We start from the raw sequence: 14,871 nt of genomic DNA on the forward strand, positions 1-14,871 counted from the left end.
GAGCTGGACAACTCATGTCCTAGGACATCCCGAGCCGTTCTCCCTGGTCACGCGCGTTCCACGTCCGGACCTAGGTCACCGGCTGTCCAGCGTTGTCCACGTGTCCGGACAACCCGTGGACATGTCCGTCGCCAAGTTGTCCACTTGTCCGCGGTTGGACACGTGAGGTTGTCCAAGCTGTCCACGGTGTCCGGGCGGGTGTCCTGATCTTGTCCACGTGTCCGGCTGTCCATGTCCGTCCGTGTCCGGACACGGAGGTACCTCACGCGGAGCCAGATCCCGAGGTCACGGGCGTGCGAGGTAGCTACCTGCCTCCCGGCGAGGATGGCGGCGCGGGTGCCGATGAGCACCGGTCCCGCGCCGCCACCGAGCTACCTGCGGCCCCTCGTGGGTCGCCTGCGCAGCACCACCCCGATCGCCCCGATCGCGGCCAGCGCGATCCCACCGATCGTGGTGATCGCCACCGTGGCCACGTTGTCGATCTGGTTGCCGCCGGTCAGCACGATGCACACCAGCGCGGAGATCGACATGGCGGTGACCAGCAGGAGCCCACACATCAGGGCAGTGTCAGGGCTCACGGAACGGTTGGGCTGTTCGGGCCGGTAATCATTCGTTACGTTAGACACGCGGTCTCGTTCCTCCTTGTGTAACGGTCCATGCCTTCGGACAAATGGCGGACGTGACCTCACGGCGGCCCCGGGGGATCTGACCCCCCGGGTGCCCGCCTTGACCTCGCTTCCGAGGTCTCACGCCTGCCTCAAGAACTTTAATGTGCGGACGGGACACAACCGTCACCGTCGTGACGCCGGCCGGTCCTGCACCCCCGTCACGGCCTCGGGCACGGGATTACCGTGCGTAGAGCGACCCGGCGGAGATTTCACCCTATGACGGCCCGGTTGGCCCGGTCAGGTGGGTGGAGAGCGGCAGCGGTCCGGTTGGGACGTAACGCTCCGTGTGCGGCCTCCATCCTGTACGGTCCCCGGGACCCAGGTCCAGAGAGACTCGCCGCGAGTGGGTCAAGTCTCGTTGGTGTTCTTTACCTCGACTACAGGCCGCACTCGACCCATAGCGCTTCGGAGTATCCGCGCTCCGCGGGGGAGCCTGTCCCCACTGATCGAACAGGTGTATCAATCTCGTTACCTTGCGTTACCGCCCAAGCACTCAAGATTGTGTAACAGCAACGTGTGCAGACGGGCCGGCATCGGGTGGCCAGCGCGCCCGCCCGCTCCGCGCTGGCCACCACGATCCGCTCCGGAGCCCGCTCCCTGTCCACTGCGGACGGCTCCGCGCTGGCCGGGCCGCGCGCCCATAACCGGTATTATGGTGCGACTTTGGCCCGCCTCACTTGATACAAACGTTGATACAATGTGACTATGCCCAGAATAACAGCCGGACAGCGCCATGAGCAGGAGATACGGGCTCTGGAGCTGAGCAACGCCGGACAGTCCATCGACACCATCGCGGAGCGTCTGGAGTGCAGTCGTGCGACCGCCGCGCGACGCGTCCGGGCCGCTCTCCAGCGCATCCCGGCGCAGGAGGCGGACACGCTGCGGCGGCAGTCCGAAGCACGGATCAACTCGTACATGCGCCGCTGTCATGGCCTGCTGGACTCCGATCTGTCCACGCAGGACGTCATCCGCACGCTGTCCCTGCTGGCGACGCTGGAGCGGGACCGCGTCCAGCTCTACGGGCTGCGCATGCCGGCCGCGATCGTGGTTCAGCACGAGATGGGCGGCCAGGTATGAGCCCGCTCCAGCTCGGCCGCTCCCCCGGCGCGCTCGGCCGGTGCTCCACCCACCGGCGTCCGTTGCTGGCCGAGCCGCGGGCCGACCTCGCGGAGCAGATCGACACGGAGCGACTGGCGGACGAGTCGCGCGCGCACCTGGACGACGACACCGCTCCGCCCCTGCCGAGCACCCCCCGCCGCCGTGGCACCTGCCCGGATTGCGTGGACGCCCTGGCCGCTGCTGCGGTCGCCTACCTGAACGGAGCCGAGCAGTGACCTACCCGAACGAGCGACGCGTCCGGTACGTGCCGTCCCTGGCCGTGTGGACCGTGGACACGCAGCAGAGCCACGCCGGAGGCTCGGAGCAGTTGCTCGGCGCGATGCTCGCCTACGCCACCGAGTCCGGGGAGCTGCCGGACGGGTGCACGTGCGCGCCGGAGACGTTCCACTACAGCGGCCCGAGCGGCATGCAGACCAGTGCTCCGCGCGTGCACGGTGTGTTCCGGCGGGGTGGGCTGTCGATCTACGGGCACGGCACGCTGCCGGACGGGGATCTCGGCTCGGAGCAGGGCAACGCCGGCCAGTGCCCCCACGCGGACGCGGCCGGAGAGCAGCGGGCGCGCGACATGGCGCAGGCTGGCCACCTGGACGAGCTGTACGCGCTCACGGAGGCTTTCCCCGCCGCCCCGGGCGTGCTCCAGCCTGCGGAGCCTGGCAGCAAGGCTCCGGCGCTCTGGCAGGGTGAGCCGCTGGCGGGTGTCCCGGATCGGCACGTACACCCGGCCACCCGGGCGGACCTGGCCCGGCTCGGCTCGCTCGCGGCGGAGGTGGACCGGCTCCGCGGCGTGGCGCACGAGGCGCAGGCGTTGGCGGATGCGGGACCGGACACCCTGCGGAAGCTCGCTGCGGACGCTGTGATGGCCGGTACCGCGCTGGACGCGGCGGAGGTGGCGCAGACCATCCGGGACCGGCAGGAGGCTGCCGTGGCGGCGCAGGCCGTGGCGGACGGTACGGCGGACGCGGTGGAGCGGGTCCGGCAGGAGGTGGCGGCCGGGATCGCGGAGCGGCGCGACGAGTGGACGACTTACTTGCACGGCCAGGCGGCGCACGGGCTGGCACGCCTGGACGCCGTGATCGCAGAGATGGACGCGACGATCGCGGACCTGATGGAGATCGACCGGGTGCGGCAGACCGTGGAGAGCCCCGGTGCGGGCCGCCTGTTCTCCGGTGGCTCCATGATCGCGGGCAACGCCGTGGACGCGGCCAGGCAGACCCGGGAGCAGGTCGCTACCACCCTGGCCGGGCTGGAGCGGGCTGCGGCGAAGGTGGCCAAGCAGAACGCCTGAGCCACCTGGACGAGCGGCCCGGCTCCCCCGTGTGGGTGCCGGGCCGTTTCCTGTCTCTGCGGCGCGCTCAGTGCGGCTGGTGCGGCCGGTACTCCCTGATCCACGCTTCCACTGCCGCGCGGTCCCACACTCGCACCTTGCCACTGGCCACCGTGTCGATCGGTGCCGGGAAGGTGGCGCGGTTGGTGATCTCCGTAGCCCTGGTGCGCGACACGCCACCGAGCATGTCCGCGATGTCGGAGAGCGCCACGAGTCTCACACCGTGACCGTATGTACGTGACACCTGCACACGTTGCCACTTCCAACCTTGACGGTGTGCACGTTGCAAGGGAGGCTGTTGGGGCGACACACCGGATGCGGTCCGGGCACCTGAACGGGGTTCGGTGCCCGGACCTGCCTGTCTCTGGAGGTGGAACGGTGCCCATGGACGACGGACCGATCACGCCCGCTCTTGTGCTCTGGACGGCAAAGCGGGTGATCACGGCGCACTCCGAGCCGGCCAACCCGCACCGGACCACGGGCCGCTGCGCGCAGTGCCGGGACGACGGGTGCGACATGCTCTCGTGGGCGATCGGAGTGGTCAAGGCGCACCGGATGGCCGGCAACTCCCCTGCCCGGTACTGACCTCAGGCTTCCTCTTACCCGTCTAAGCGCACGTCGCCACCGAACTCGGGTACGGGATGGCCGAGCGGGACTGGACGGTGGTCTCCGGCGGCGCGTTCGGCATCGACGCCGCCGCGCACCGGGGCGCGTTGACCGCCGGTGGGCTGACGGTGGCGGTGCTCGCCTGCGGGGTGGACCGCCCCTACCCGATGGGCAACGCCGCGCTGTTCGACCGGATCGCCGAGACCGGGCTGCTGGTGAGCGAATGGTTGCCCGGCTCCGACCCGGTGCGGCCCCGGTTCCTCATCCGCAACCGGGTGATCGCCGCCGTGACCCGGGGGACGGTGCTGGTGGAGGCCTCGGCCCGCAGCGGGGCGACCCAGACGCTGAACCGGGCGATCGCGATGGGCAAGCGGGCCATGGTGGTGCCGGGCCCGGTCACCTCGGCGATGTCGGTCGGCGCGCACGAGGTGCTGCGGGAGGAGTCGGACGCCCGGCTGGTGACCGGGGTGCCGCACGTCCTGGAGGAGGTGGGGCGGATCGGGGCCGACCTGGCCCCGCCGGCGCGCGGGCCGGACCGTCCGGTCGACCTGCTCGACGACGAGGCGACGCTGGTGCTGGAGTCGCTGCCCCGGCGCGGCGTGGTGGGCCTCGACGCGCTGGCCGCCCGCGCCGGCGTGGACGTGCGTACCGCGATGCGCAAGCTCGCCCTGCTGGAGGAGCTGTCCATGGTGGTCCGCCGCGACGGCGGGTACGCCCTGGGCCGACCGCCCGGACCGGCGCGCCCACCGGCGGTCCCGACGCGGCCGAGCGACCCCGACCCCGACCCCGACTCCGGGACGCCGACGCCGGCCCCGCGGCGGTGACACGCGGCGGTTCAGTCCCCCTCGAAGCGGATCTCGACGTCCCGCTCGCGCACACACCGCTGGACGAGCAGCGCCACCCGGCGCACCTGCGCGGTCTCGGCCGGGGTGCGGGCGGCCTCGGCCAGGCAGCCCAGCTCGGTCAGCAGCCGGGAAGCCGTCTGCGGACCGACCACCAGCTCGCCCAGCGGGTCGATCCGGTCCAGGGTGGGGGTCCGACCACCGCCCCGGACCCGGGCCAGCAGCCCGACGAGCTGGTCGTCGGGGTCGGGCACCACCTGGGAGGCGACAGAGGAGAGCCGATGACCGGGGCCCCCGCGGACCCGCCGGTAGAGGACGACATCCAGGCCCATCAGCGGTCCCCCTCCCATCGGCGACGTCCACCGCGGCGTCAGCGGCGGCGCGCACCTCGTCCCTGATCAGTCTCCCCGTCCACAGGGGTCTGTACCAGCGTCCGGCGGCGTGCCATCGGCCGAATCGCGGCGGTGCCGTGCCCGGCCGGGCCGGTCCGCCTACGCTGGGCACGTGCCAGGCAGGGGTGGTGAGGAGCCGGCGGGGCGCCCGGGGACCCGCGCGGCCCACCAGGCGCTGCCACCCGCGATGCGCGAGGCGGTGGACGACTTCGCCGACCACCTGGCGGCGGTGCGCAACCGCTCCGCGCACACCGTCCGGGCGTACGTGGCCGACCTGGTGTCGCTGCTCGACCACGCCGTACGGATGGGCTGTGGCACCCCAGCGGAGCTGGACCTGACGGTGCTGCGCAGCTGGTTGGCGAAGCAGCGGACCCTGGGCGCGGCGCGGACGTCGCTGGCCCGGCGGGCCGCGACGGCACGGACCTTCAGCGCCTGGGCGCACCGCGCCGGGCTGCTGGCCAGCGACGTGGCCGCACCCCTGGCGAGCCCACGGGCGCACCGCGAACTACCCACCGTGCTCCGCGCCGACCAGGCCGCCGCGCTGGTCGAGGCACCGTCCCGAGCCGGGCCCGCAGCCGCCGGAACGCCGTCCCGAGCTGGGCCCCCAGCCACCGGAACGCCGTCCCGATCCGAGCCAGTAGCCACCGGGACGCCGTCGGAGTCGGGGCCGCGCACCGCAGGGGCGGCGAACCAGGTCCCGCCGAGCCTGCAGCACCACGAGGAAGGCCCGCCCGAGCCGGTCCCGGCCGACGACCCGGTACGGCTGCGGGACCGGGTGCTGCTCGAGCTGCTCTACGGCACCGGCGTGCGGATCAGCGAGGCGTGCGGGATGGACACCGCCGACGTGGATCAGGGCCGCCGGGTGGTCCGGGTCCTCGGCAAGGGTGGCCGGGAACGGTCGGTGCCGTACGGGGTGCCGGCGCAGCGCGCCCTCGACGACTGGCTACGGTCCGGCCGGCCGGCGCTGGCCGGGCCGGGATCGGGGGACGCACTGCTGCTCGGCGCCCGTGGCGGCCGGCTGAACCCGACCACCGCGCGGCGGATCGTCGCCGACTACGCCGAGTCGCTGCACCTGCCCCGGGTGGGGCCGCACGCGCTACGGCACTCGGCGGCGACCCACCTGCTGGAGGGCGGCGCGGACCTGCGGGCGGTGCAGGAGCTGCTCGGCCACTCCTCGCTGGGCAGCACGCAGATCTACACCCACGTCTCGGTCGAGCGGCTGCGCGCCGCCTACCGGCAGGCACATCCGCGCGCCTGAACCCGCCGGTCGGCCACCAGCGAGCGAGCGGCTTCGCGGGCGCCGGTGCTGCGGCGCGAAGCCCGGGCCGGTGCTCCGGCAACCGATACGATCATCCGGTGACCGTCGCCCGGCCGCCCGAGCCGATCCCCGGGGCCCGACTGCTCTTCTCGCTTGACCCGTCGGTCAGCCACCTCAACCACGGGTCGTTCGGCGCGGTGCCGATCGGCGTGCAGCGGGCGCAGCAGCGGCTGCGCGACGAGATGGAGGCCAACCCGCTGCGCTTCTTCACCCAGGGGCTGGTCGACCGGATCACCCACACCCGACGGCACCTGGCCACCTTCCTCGGCGCCGACCCGGAGGGCACCGCCCTGGTCGGCAACACCACCACCGGTGTCGCCGTGGTCCTGCAGTCACTCGGCCTGCGCCCCGGCGACGAGGTGCTCAGCACCGACCACGGGTACGGCGCGGTCAGCCTCGCCATCGCCCGCGAGTGCCGGCGCACCGGGGCGGTCTCCCGGGTCCTGCCGGTGCCGTTGAGGGCCACCGACGAGGAGGTCGTCGAGGCCGTCCGGGTCGGGCTGCGCCCCGGTCGTACCCGGCTGCTCGTGGTCGACCAGCTCACCTCGGCCACCGCACGGCTCTTCCCGGCCGCAGCTATCGTCCAGGTCGCCCGCGAGCAGGGCGTGCCGGTCCTGGTGGACGCCGCCCACGCGCCGGGCATGTTGCCGGACGCCGTGGACACCGTCGGCGCCGACTTCTGGGTGGGCAACCTGCACAAGTGGGGCTACGCCCCGCGGGGGACCGCCGTCCTCGCGGTCGCCCCCGCCTGGCGGGCGCGGATCGAGCCGCTGGTGGTCTCGTGGGAGCAGGAGGCAGGCTTCCCCGGCAACGTGGAATGGCAGGCCACCCTCGACTACACCGGCTGGCTGAGCGCCCCGGCCGGGCTCTACACGCTGCGCAGCCTCGGGGTGGACCGGGTCCGGGCGCACAACGCCGCGCTCGCCGCGTACGGGCAGCGGGTGCTGGGGGACGCGCTCGGGGTGGCGCCGGCCGAGCTGCCAGACCCGGGCGGACCGGCGGTCGCGATGCGGATCGTGCCGCTGCCGCCAGGGGTCGCCACCACCCTCGACGCCGCCCGCGCGCTGCGCACCCGGATCGCCGAACGGCTCGCCGCCGAGGTGGCGGTGATGGCGTGGAACGGGCGCGGCTGGCTGCGGGTCTGCGGCCAGGTCTACAACTCCCCCGAGGAATACGAGCGGCTGGCCGTCCGGTTGCCGCCGCTGCTCGACCGCGGCTGACCGGGGCCATCCGACGAGCTCCCCGGTCGGCTCGTCGATGACGGGCACCGGAGCGCGGCGCCCGCACCGGCAGGCCGGCCCGGAGCGCCGGCCCGACCCGTGGACCGTCGCACCAACCGGCCCGGACGCACCGCCGGCGAACCCGTCGACCGGCAGCAGCCGGACCGGGCCGAGGCCGACCAGCGCCAGCGGGTCCAGGTACTCGGCTTTGCGCCGCAGCCCCCAGTGCAGGCACGCCGGCGCGGGGCAGCCCGGATGACCGGCGAGCAGCTCGCCGAGCGGGGCGCCGGTGGCGACCGGGTCGCCGGGGCGTACCCCGGGAAGGACCGGCTCGTAGGTGGTGCGCAGGCCCGCCGCGTGGCCGACGGTGACTACCGGGCGGCCGGCGACCATGCCGGCGAAGAGCACCGTGCCGCGGCCGGCCGCCCGGACCGTGGCCCCTGCGGGGGCGGCCAGGTCGACGCCCCGGTGGCCGGGCAGCCACGGTCGGGGCGGCGGGTCGAAGCGCCGCACCGGGCGGGGTGGGCCGTCCAGCGGCCACCGGAACGCCGGGGCCGTCGGCGGCCACCGGAACGCCATTGCCGTCGGGTCGGCCCCGGTGGCCGGCGCCGCGCGCCCGGCCGGCGGACCGCCCGCCGGGCCGAGGATGAGGACGACGGCGCACCCGGCCATGAGTCGCCACAACACTGCTCGCATGGCCGGAGCCTGCCGCCGAGAACCGCCCGCGCACCGCCCGGTCCGCCGGCCCTGTGGACAGCCGGGCGGGCTGTGGAAAACGCCCGCCGGACGGGTCGATCTGCTACGCGCGGTCACCCGGGCCGAGCCGGTGACCCGGGAGCGGCGCGACGACCACCGTCCGGGCCCCGGCTGACCCGGGGGCCGGCTGGTCGCAGCACCCCTGGTGGACGCCGTGGCGAGCTCGACGACCGGGGGCACCCGGCCGTCTAGACTTGCCCCGGGCCGGCGTCGGCGAGAGGGAGGCCACCATGACCACTGTGGACGACGCGAGCCGACCGTCCCGGCTCGCCGGGCCGGACGAGGCGATCAGCGCCGAAGAGCTCCAGCTCGCCGCCCGCAACCACGGCATCCCCCTGGAAGCGCTGCGCTACGACGTCACCCCCGCCGGCCTGCACTACCTGCTGATCCACTACGACATTCCGGACACCGACCCGGTGACCCACACGCTGACCCTCGACGGGGCGGTCCGCCTGCCGATGGTGCTGGGGATGGACGAGCTGCGGGGGCGTCCCCGGGTGACCCGGCGGGTGACGCTGGAGTGCGCGGGCAACGGTCGCGCGCTGCTGCACCCCCGGCCGGTGAGCCAGCCGTGGCTGGTCGAGGCGGTGGGCAACGCCGAGTGGACCGGCACGCCGCTGGCGCCGCTGCTGCGCGAGGCGGGGATCGACCCGGAGGCGGTCGACGTCGTCTTCACCGGCGCCGACCACGGGGTGGAGCGCGGGGTCGAGCAGGACTACCAGCGGGCCCTGCCGGCCGCCGATGCGCTCCGCGAGGAGGTCCTGCTGGCATACGAGATGAACGGCGCGCCACTGCTGCCGCAGCACGGCGCCCCACTGCGGCTGATCGTGCCCGGCTGGTACGGCATGGCGCACGTGAAGTGGCTGCGGGGCATCAGCGTGCTGACCGAGGAGTTCGACGGCTACCAGAACGCCGTGGCCTACCGGCTGCGCCGGGACGCCGACGACCCGGGTGTGCCGGTCAGCCGGATCGAGCCACGCGCCCTGGTCCGGCCGCCGGGCTTCCCGGACTTCATGTCACGTACCCGGGTGCTGCGCCCGGGGGCGTGCACGGTGGACGGTCGTGCCTGGTCCGGGCACGCGCCGGTGACCTCGGTGGAGGTGACGACCGACGGCGGGGAGAGCTGGGCTCCGGCCACCCTGGACGAACCGGCCGGCGGCGAGTGGTCCTGGCGGCGTTGGCGCTTCGAGTGGTCACCGGAGCCGGGCCGCCACACGCTCGGCGCCCGGGCGACCGACGCGTCGGGGCGGACCCAGCCGGTGGAGCAGCCGTGGAACCGGGGTGGCTTCGCCAACAACCTGGTCCAGCGGGTCGAGGTCGTGGTGCTCGCCGAGTGACCGGCGGCCCCGGGCGGCAGCATCGGAGGCCGCGACCCAGACAGGACGGGACGGGCCGTCGCCGGCGGGCGGAGGGACGCCGGCGGGGCGGGAACGCGCCGGCTCAGCCGCCGAAGCCGGAGTCGGCGGGCAGGGAGATGTCCGGCTTCTCGAGCTCCTCGACGTTGACGTCCTTGAACGTCATCACCCGGACGTTCTTCACGAAGCGGGCTGGACGGTACATGTCCCACACCCAGGCGTCGTGCATCTCGACCTCGAAGTAGACCTCGCCGTCGGAGTTACGCACGTGCAGGTCGACCTGGTTGGCGAGGTAGAAGCGGCGTTCCGTCTCCACCACGTAGGAGAACTGGCGGACAATGTCGCGGTACTCCCGGTAGAGCTGCAGCTCCATCTCGGTCTCGTACTTTTCGAGATCTTCCGCGCTCATCGCACTCCGCCTTCCATGACCACATCTTCCCCCACCGGCGCCGGGGGCCGAGGCTGCTCGCCCAACGCCACGCCGACGGTACCCCCTGACGCGCCTGAGCGCTCCATCGGCTCGGGCACGGGCCCGACGGCCGGCCGTCGGGACCGGGGCGGAGCGCCCTCCCGGCCGGAGACGGTGGCCACGTTGACGTACGAGAAGCGGTGCTCCACGCACGGCCCACGCTCGCGCAACGCCTCGGTGTGCTCGGCGGTGATGTACCCCTTGTGCTCGGCGAAGCCGTAGCCCGGGTACCGCCCGTCCAGCTCCACCATGATCCGGTCCCGGGTGACCTTGGCCAGCACGCTTGCCGCCGCCACGCAGGCCGCCACCCGGTCCCCCTTCCACACCGCCAGGCCGGGCACGTCCAGGCCGTCCACCCCGAAGCCGTCGGTCAGCACGTACTCCGGCCGGGTGGTCAGCGAGGCGAGCGCCCGGCGCATCGCGGCCACGTTGCACACGTGCAGGCCGCGGGCGTCGACCTCCTCGGCCGGGATGATCACCACCGTGTACGCCAGGGCCCGGGCCACCACCTCGGCGTACACCCGCTCCCGGCTGGCCGGGGTGAGCAGTTTCGAGTCGGCCAGCCCCTCGATCTCGCCGCGTCGGCCCTCGGGCAGCACCGCGGCGGCGGCCACCAGGGGGCCGGCGCAAGCCCCCCGGCCGGCCTCGTCCGCGCCGGCGACGTGCCGGAAGCCCCGCCGCTGCAGGGCCCGCTCCAGCGCGTAGAGCCCACCCTCCCGGCGCACCACGGTGCGCGGCGGCGTCAGCACGACCCACCCCCGCCCCGGGACGGCACCGGGCCGGCGGACGCTGCGAGAACCCGGTCCAGCACGGCGGGCAGGTCCTCCGGGTAGTACCGCTCGCCGGAGCCCGCCAGCTCGCCGACCGGCCACCAGCGGTGCCCGGAGACGCTGGCCCGCTCGATCTCGTCGAAGCCCGCGGTGTCCACCTCCCAGTCGGGCACCCGGAGCAGGAAGAACTCCTGCTCCTGGCGGTACCAGACCCCGTCGAAGGGGAACTCGATCGTCTGCGCGAAGACCGCGTCGCCCAGCTCGGCCGGGTCGAGCCGGAGCCCGGTCTCCTCGGCCAGCTCGCGGGCCGCGCCCTGGGCCGGGGTCTCCCCGGGGTCGAGGCCGCCGCCCGGGGTGAACCAGTAGTGGTGCTCCGGGCGGGCCGGATCGCTGCCCCGGAACAGCAGCACCCGGCCACCCGCGTCGACGAGCAGTACCCGGGCCGCGCGGCGAGGGGTGTAGACGGTCACCGCCCCAGCCTGCCAGACGCGGGTGACGATCGACCACGCCCCGGGGGCGACGGCGGCCGGCCTTACGGGTTGGGGATCCCGTCGAACTGCTTCGGCACGGTCAGCCAGGTGGCCCGGTCGAACGGCCAGAAGACGGTGAACGCCCGCCCCACCACCTCGCCCTCCGGGATGGTGGCGCTGTCGATGTTCCGACCGGACTGCTGCCAGTGCTCCAGCGAGTCGCCGGAGGCGGAGCGGTGGTCGCCCATCACCCAGAGCCGCCCCTGCGGCACGGTGATGTCGAACTCCTGGTCGGCCGGCTTGTCCTGCTGGCCGTTCGCCGAGTAGATGTACGGCTCGTCGAGGGCCCTGCCGTTGATCGTCAGCCGGTCCTGGGCGTCGCAGCAGACCACGTGGTCGCCGCCGACGCCGATCACCCGCTTGATGAAGTCCTCGCCGTCCGGGTTGCCGCTCCACTCCGTCGGCGCCTTGAACACGACCACCTCGCCGCGGTGCGGCGAGCGGAAGTCGTAGACCAACTTGTTGACCAGCACCCGATCATCGATCTTGAGGGTGTTCTCCATCGAGGGGGACGGAATGAAGAAGGTCTGCAGCACGAATGCGCGGACCAGCACCGCCACCAGGATCGCGACACCCAATAGGATGGGCAGCTCTTTCCAGAAGGAGCTGCGGGGCTTTTCGGTCTGCTCGTCAATCACGGGAGGAGCCTACGTTGCCGGGCGCGCGACGATCGTCCGGAACCCGCGACAACGGTAGTCAGGGCCGTGAGCGGGAGGACGAGCACCACTCCGCCCACCGGGGTCGGCGCCACCGGGGCGGGCGGAGCGGCGGCGGCCCCGGCCACCGGGTCGAAGGTCGACGGCACCGGCAGCGACGCCCACCGCGAGGAGGGCCAGACCACGGCGAAGGCCCGCCCGACCACGTTCTCGATCGGCACCGGGCCCTGGCAGCGAGCATCCTGGGAGACCAACCGGTGGTCGCCCATCACGAAGATCTGGCCGGGCGGGACGACCACCTCGTCGAAGCGGCGGGACCGGCACTCGCGCGGGTTCGGCGGGACGTCCAGCGGTGAGTTCCGGATCACGTACGGCTCGTCCAGCGGGATGCCGTTGACCAGCACGCGCCCCTGGTCGTCGCAGCACTTGACCCGGTCGCCAGGCAGGCCGATGACGCGCTTGATGAAGTCTTTCTCGCCGGGGCGGCTCACCCCGACCAGGTCGCCGAAGGTGCGGCCCACCTTGCCGGCGAGGCCCGGCTCCGGTTCCTGGGTCTCCTGGGCCACCCAGCGGTCGGTGCCCCGGAACACCACCACCTCGCCGCGCAGCGGATCGCGGACGTCGTAGACGACCTTGTTGACCAGCACCCGGTCACCGATGAGGAGGGTGTCCTCCATCGAGCCGGAGGGGATGAAGAACGCCTGGAGCAGGAAGGTGCGGATCAGCACCGCGAGGCAGAACGCCACCACCAGGAGCAGTGGCAACTCCTGCCAGAGGGGCATCTGCCGGCGCCCGCGCCGGACCCGTCGGCGCCATGGATCGACTGTGTCGCTCTCGTCCAACACCCGTACCACGTCACTCCCCGGTCCGCAGAAACGACACTACCGCCCGGGGGCCTCGGCGAGGCCCCACGGGCGGTAGTGGACATTCGCTGTGCCGCGACCGTCGTCGCCGCCCTCCTGCGCCCGTATCGACCAGGGTAATGCGCTCTGGTCGATATGACACCCGGGCAGCTCAGCCGGCGTGGCGAGCCGAAGATCAGCTGGGGAGCTTCTCCCGCTTCTCCTTGATCTTGGCCTTCTTGCCGCGCAGCTCCCGCAGGTAGTAGAGCTTCGCGCGCCGGACGTCACCGCGGGTCACGATCTCGATCCGGTCGATGCCCGGGCCGTTGAGCGGGTAGGTCCGCTCGACGCCGACACCGAAGCTGACCTTGCGGACCGAGAAGGTCTCGCGCAGACCGTCACCCTGGCGGCGGATGACGACGCCCTGGAAGATCTGGACACGGGACCGGTTGCCCTCGACGACCCGCGCGTGCACCTTGACGGTGTCACCGGCACGGAAGTCGGGAAGGTCGGTCCGCTTCGACTGGGCGTCAAGGGCGTCCAGGATGTTCATCGCTGCGTCCTCGTAAGGCTCACGGCGCACCGTCACTCGATGCGCGGATGGGTGATTCTGATTCCCGGGTGGTGATCGGCGGGCCGACCCCGGTCGGGGATCCTCGCAGCCGCCCGCGGGCGCGGACGGATGCGGCAACCCCTCTACTTTGCCACATCCCCCGGCGGCGGCTGAAATCCGGCCCGGTCCAGCGCGGCGACGTCCCGTTTGTCCAGGCTCTCCGGGGGCAGCGCGGCGATCATGTCGGGCCGCCGGGCAGCGGTGCGGGTGAGCGCCTCGTCGCGCCGCCAGCGGGCGACCCGGCCGTGGTCGCCGGAGCGGAGCACCTCCGGCACCTCGTGCCCGCGCCAGCTCGCCGGCTTGGTGTACATCGGGGCCTCGAGCAGCCCGTGCGCGTGCGACTCCTCGTCCAGGGAGCCGGCGTTGCCGAGCACCCCGGGCAACAGCCGGGTGACCGCCTCCAGGATCACCAGCACCGCGACCTCGCCGCCGAAGAGCACGTAGTCGCCGAGCGAGACCTCGGTGACCCGCATCCGGGTGGCGGCGTGGTCGAGCACCCGCTGGTCGATGCCCTCGTACCGGCCGCAGGCGAAGAGCAGGTGCGACTCGGCGGCCAGCTCGTGGGCCATCGCCTGGGTGAACGGGACGCCGGCCGGCGAGGGCACCAGCAGCCGGGGCAGGGTGAGGCCGTCCGGGCTGAGCTCGTCGGGGGCCAGGGTGTCGAGGGCGTCGCCCCACGGCTCGGGCCGCATCACCATGCCGGGTCCGCCCCCGTAGGGGGTGTCGTCGACCGTGCGGTGCACGTCATGGGTCCAGCCGCGCAGATCGTGTACGGCCAGCCGGAGCGTGCCGTTCTCCCGGGCCCGGCCGATCAGCGACAGGTCCAGCGGGGCGAAGTACTCCGGAAAGATCGACACGATGTCGACGCGCATGGGGGCGGCTTTCGGTCTAGAGGTCGAGCAGACCGGCCGGCGGGTCGACGACGACGCGACCGCCGGCGAGGTCGACCTCGGGCACGATCGCCTTGACGAACGGGATGAGCGCGGTCCGCCCCTCGGGGCGGCGCAGGACGAGCAGGTCCGAGGCGGGGGCGTGGTCGATCCGGGCCACCTCGCCCAGCCGTTCGCCGGACGGGGTGACCACGGCGAGCCCGACCAGCTGGTGGTCGTGGAACTCCTCCGGGTCCTCCGGCGAGGCGACGTCGGCGCTGTCCACGCCGAGCAGGGTGCCGCGCAGCGCCTCGGCGACCTCGCGGCCTTCGATGCCCTCGAAGGCGACCAGCATCCGACCCTGGTGCCAGCGGGCCGCCTCGATTGTCAACTCCGCCGGGACCCGGAAGAGCACGCCGGCGCCGGGGGCGAATCGCGCTTCGGGCTCGTCGGTCCGCACCTCCACGGTGACCTCACCGCGGATCCCGTGCGGTTTGCCGATCCTGCCGACGATGAGCAGCA

The 14,871-nt window shown here is 73.2% G+C and carries 18 protein-coding genes and 2 pseudogenes; 8 read left to right on the forward strand and 12 right to left on the reverse strand.

What is annotated here, in order from left to right; translation table 11 throughout:
* Positions 1–371: 371 nt before the first annotated feature.
* A complete protein-coding gene (locus AC5RWQ_RS20555) occupies positions 372–557 on the reverse strand; it encodes a hypothetical protein (RefSeq protein ID WP_494284328.1) in 186 nt (61 codons plus the stop codon).
* Between the two features lie 816 nt (positions 558–1,373).
* Here AC5RWQ_RS20555 and AC5RWQ_RS20560 point away from each other — a divergent pair.
* The 3 genes from AC5RWQ_RS20560 to AC5RWQ_RS20570 are packed head-to-tail and all read left to right on the forward strand — an operon-like array spanning position 1,374 to position 3,072.
* Positions 1,374–1,745 carry a hypothetical protein gene (locus AC5RWQ_RS20560; protein WP_494284329.1) on the forward strand — a complete coding sequence of 124 codons (372 nt, stop codon included), beginning with the start codon at positions 1,374–1,376 and terminating at the stop codon, positions 1,743–1,745.
* Entirely contained in the window at positions 1,742–2,002 is a 261-nt protein-coding gene (locus AC5RWQ_RS20565) for a hypothetical protein (RefSeq protein ID WP_494284330.1), read from the forward strand. The genes AC5RWQ_RS20560 and AC5RWQ_RS20565 overlap by 4 nt, the downstream gene beginning before the upstream one ends.
* Positions 1,999–3,072 (forward strand): hypothetical protein, encoded by a 1,074-nt coding sequence (locus AC5RWQ_RS20570; protein WP_494284331.1) that lies wholly within the window; start codon positions 1,999–2,001, stop codon positions 3,070–3,072. The genes AC5RWQ_RS20565 and AC5RWQ_RS20570 overlap by 4 nt, the downstream gene beginning before the upstream one ends.
* A gap of 67 nt (positions 3,073–3,139) precedes the next feature.
* Here the strand turns inward: AC5RWQ_RS20570 and AC5RWQ_RS20575 are convergent, their stop codons facing one another.
* Positions 3,140–3,322: a hypothetical protein gene (locus tag AC5RWQ_RS20575; protein ID WP_494284332.1), complete on the reverse strand. Its 183-nt coding sequence runs from the start codon at positions 3,320–3,322 to the stop codon at positions 3,140–3,142.
* Between the two features lie 173 nt (positions 3,323–3,495).
* Between AC5RWQ_RS20575 and AC5RWQ_RS20580 the strand changes: the two genes are divergently transcribed.
* Complete coding sequence (locus tag AC5RWQ_RS20580) at positions 3,496–3,696, forward strand: hypothetical protein (RefSeq protein ID WP_494284333.1); 201 nt, start codon at positions 3,496–3,498, stop codon at positions 3,694–3,696.
* Positions 3,697–3,725: 29 nt separating this feature from the next.
* Positions 3,726–4,541: pseudogene (locus tag AC5RWQ_RS20585) on the forward strand (DNA-processing protein DprA); the annotation flags it as partial.
* Between the two features lie 11 nt (positions 4,542–4,552).
* Here the strand turns inward: AC5RWQ_RS20585 and AC5RWQ_RS20590 are convergent.
* Entirely contained in the window at positions 4,553–4,891 is a 339-nt protein-coding gene (locus AC5RWQ_RS20590) for a hypothetical protein (RefSeq protein ID WP_494284334.1), read from the reverse strand.
* 247 nt (positions 4,892–5,138) lie between these two features.
* On the opposite strand from AC5RWQ_RS20590, the gene AC5RWQ_RS20595 reads away from it, so the two are divergent.
* Together AC5RWQ_RS20595 and AC5RWQ_RS20600 are read left to right on the forward strand one after the other, a co-directional pair.
* The gene (locus tag AC5RWQ_RS20595; RefSeq protein WP_494284435.1) at positions 5,139–6,209 is read left to right on the forward strand and encodes a tyrosine recombinase XerC; all 1,071 of its coding nucleotides are present in this window, start codon (positions 5,139–5,141) and stop codon (positions 6,207–6,209) included.
* 98 nt (positions 6,210–6,307) lie between these two features.
* Positions 6,308–7,489: an aminotransferase class V-fold PLP-dependent enzyme gene (locus tag AC5RWQ_RS20600; RefSeq protein ID WP_494284335.1), complete on the forward strand. Its 1,182-nt coding sequence runs from the start codon at positions 6,308–6,310 to the stop codon at positions 7,487–7,489.
* Between the two features lie 141 nt (positions 7,490–7,630).
* Here AC5RWQ_RS20600 and AC5RWQ_RS20605 read toward each other — a convergent pair.
* Positions 7,631–8,068 (reverse strand): annotated as a pseudogene (locus AC5RWQ_RS20605) (murein hydrolase activator EnvC family protein); the annotation flags it as partial.
* 407 nt (positions 8,069–8,475) lie between these two features.
* Between AC5RWQ_RS20605 and AC5RWQ_RS20610 the strand changes: the two are divergent.
* Positions 8,476–9,582 (forward strand): sulfite oxidase, encoded by a 1,107-nt coding sequence (locus AC5RWQ_RS20610; RefSeq protein ID WP_494284336.1) that lies wholly within the window; start codon positions 8,476–8,478, stop codon positions 9,580–9,582.
* A gap of 103 nt (positions 9,583–9,685) precedes the next feature.
* Here AC5RWQ_RS20610 and AC5RWQ_RS20615 read toward each other — a convergent pair whose 3' ends face one another.
* From AC5RWQ_RS20615 to rimM, 8 genes are all read right to left on the reverse strand, one after another.
* Positions 9,686–10,009 (reverse strand): DUF2469 domain-containing protein, encoded by a 324-nt coding sequence (locus tag AC5RWQ_RS20615; RefSeq protein ID WP_007075222.1) that lies wholly within the window; start codon positions 10,007–10,009, stop codon positions 9,686–9,688.
* Complete coding sequence (locus AC5RWQ_RS20620) at positions 10,006–10,818, reverse strand: ribonuclease HII (RefSeq protein WP_494284337.1); 813 nt, start codon at positions 10,816–10,818, stop codon at positions 10,006–10,008. Before AC5RWQ_RS20620 ends, AC5RWQ_RS20615 begins: the two co-directional genes overlap by 4 nt.
* Complete coding sequence (locus AC5RWQ_RS20625) at positions 10,812–11,309, reverse strand: NUDIX hydrolase (RefSeq protein ID WP_494284338.1); 498 nt, start codon at positions 11,307–11,309, stop codon at positions 10,812–10,814. Before AC5RWQ_RS20625 ends, AC5RWQ_RS20620 begins: the two co-directional genes overlap by 7 nt.
* A 62-nt stretch (positions 11,310–11,371) precedes the next feature.
* Entirely contained in the window at positions 11,372–12,007 is a 636-nt protein-coding gene (gene lepB / locus AC5RWQ_RS20630) for a signal peptidase I (RefSeq protein ID WP_334482783.1), read from the reverse strand.
* Entirely contained in the window at positions 12,004–12,879 is an 876-nt protein-coding gene (lepB, locus tag AC5RWQ_RS20635) for a signal peptidase I (protein ID WP_494284339.1), read from the reverse strand. Before lepB (AC5RWQ_RS20635) ends, lepB (AC5RWQ_RS20630) begins: the two co-directional genes overlap by 4 nt.
* Before the next feature lie 184 nt (positions 12,880–13,063).
* Positions 13,064–13,420, reverse strand: coding sequence for a 50S ribosomal protein L19 (gene rplS, locus AC5RWQ_RS20640; protein ID WP_184182400.1), 357 nt, complete (start codon positions 13,418–13,420; stop codon positions 13,064–13,066).
* Between the two features lie 143 nt (positions 13,421–13,563).
* Positions 13,564–14,352 carry a tRNA (guanosine(37)-N1)-methyltransferase TrmD gene (trmD, locus tag AC5RWQ_RS20645; RefSeq protein WP_494284340.1) on the reverse strand — a complete coding sequence of 263 codons (789 nt, stop codon included), beginning with the start codon at positions 14,350–14,352 and terminating at the stop codon, positions 13,564–13,566.
* Positions 14,353–14,368: 16 nt separating this feature from the next.
* Positions 14,369–14,869, reverse strand: coding sequence for a ribosome maturation factor RimM (gene rimM / locus AC5RWQ_RS20650; RefSeq protein ID WP_494284436.1), 501 nt, complete (start codon positions 14,867–14,869; stop codon positions 14,369–14,371).
* Positions 14,870–14,871: the final 2 nt, after the last annotated feature.

It is taken from the genome of Micromonospora sp. BS32 (assembly GCF_059089345.1).

Coding starts and splice junctions, on each gene's coding strand:
- AC5RWQ_RS20595 (WP_494284435.1), top strand. CDS start 5,139: ATGCGCGAGGCGGTGGACGACTTCGCCGACCACCTGGCGGCGGTGCGC.
- rplS (WP_184182400.1), bottom strand. CDS start 13,420: ATGAACATCCTGGACGCCCTTGACGCCCAGTCGAAGCGGACCGACCTT.
- AC5RWQ_RS20560 (WP_494284329.1), top strand. CDS start 1,374: ATGCCCAGAATAACAGCCGGACAGCGCCATGAGCAGGAGATACGGGCT.
- AC5RWQ_RS20565 (WP_494284330.1), top strand. CDS start 1,742: ATGAGCCCGCTCCAGCTCGGCCGCTCCCCCGGCGCGCTCGGCCGGTGC.
- AC5RWQ_RS20555 (WP_494284328.1), bottom strand. CDS start 557: ATGTGTGGGCTCCTGCTGGTCACCGCCATGTCGATCTCCGCGCTGGTG.
- AC5RWQ_RS20610 (WP_494284336.1), top strand. CDS start 8,476: ATGACCACTGTGGACGACGCGAGCCGACCGTCCCGGCTCGCCGGGCCG.
- trmD (WP_494284340.1), bottom strand. CDS start 14,352: ATGCGCGTCGACATCGTGTCGATCTTTCCGGAGTACTTCGCCCCGCTG.
- AC5RWQ_RS20615 (WP_007075222.1), bottom strand. CDS start 10,009: ATGAGCGCGGAAGATCTCGAAAAGTACGAGACCGAGATGGAGCTGCAG.
- AC5RWQ_RS20580 (WP_494284333.1), top strand. CDS start 3,496: ATGGACGACGGACCGATCACGCCCGCTCTTGTGCTCTGGACGGCAAAG.
- AC5RWQ_RS20590 (WP_494284334.1), bottom strand. CDS start 4,891: ATGGGCCTGGATGTCGTCCTCTACCGGCGGGTCCGCGGGGGCCCCGGT.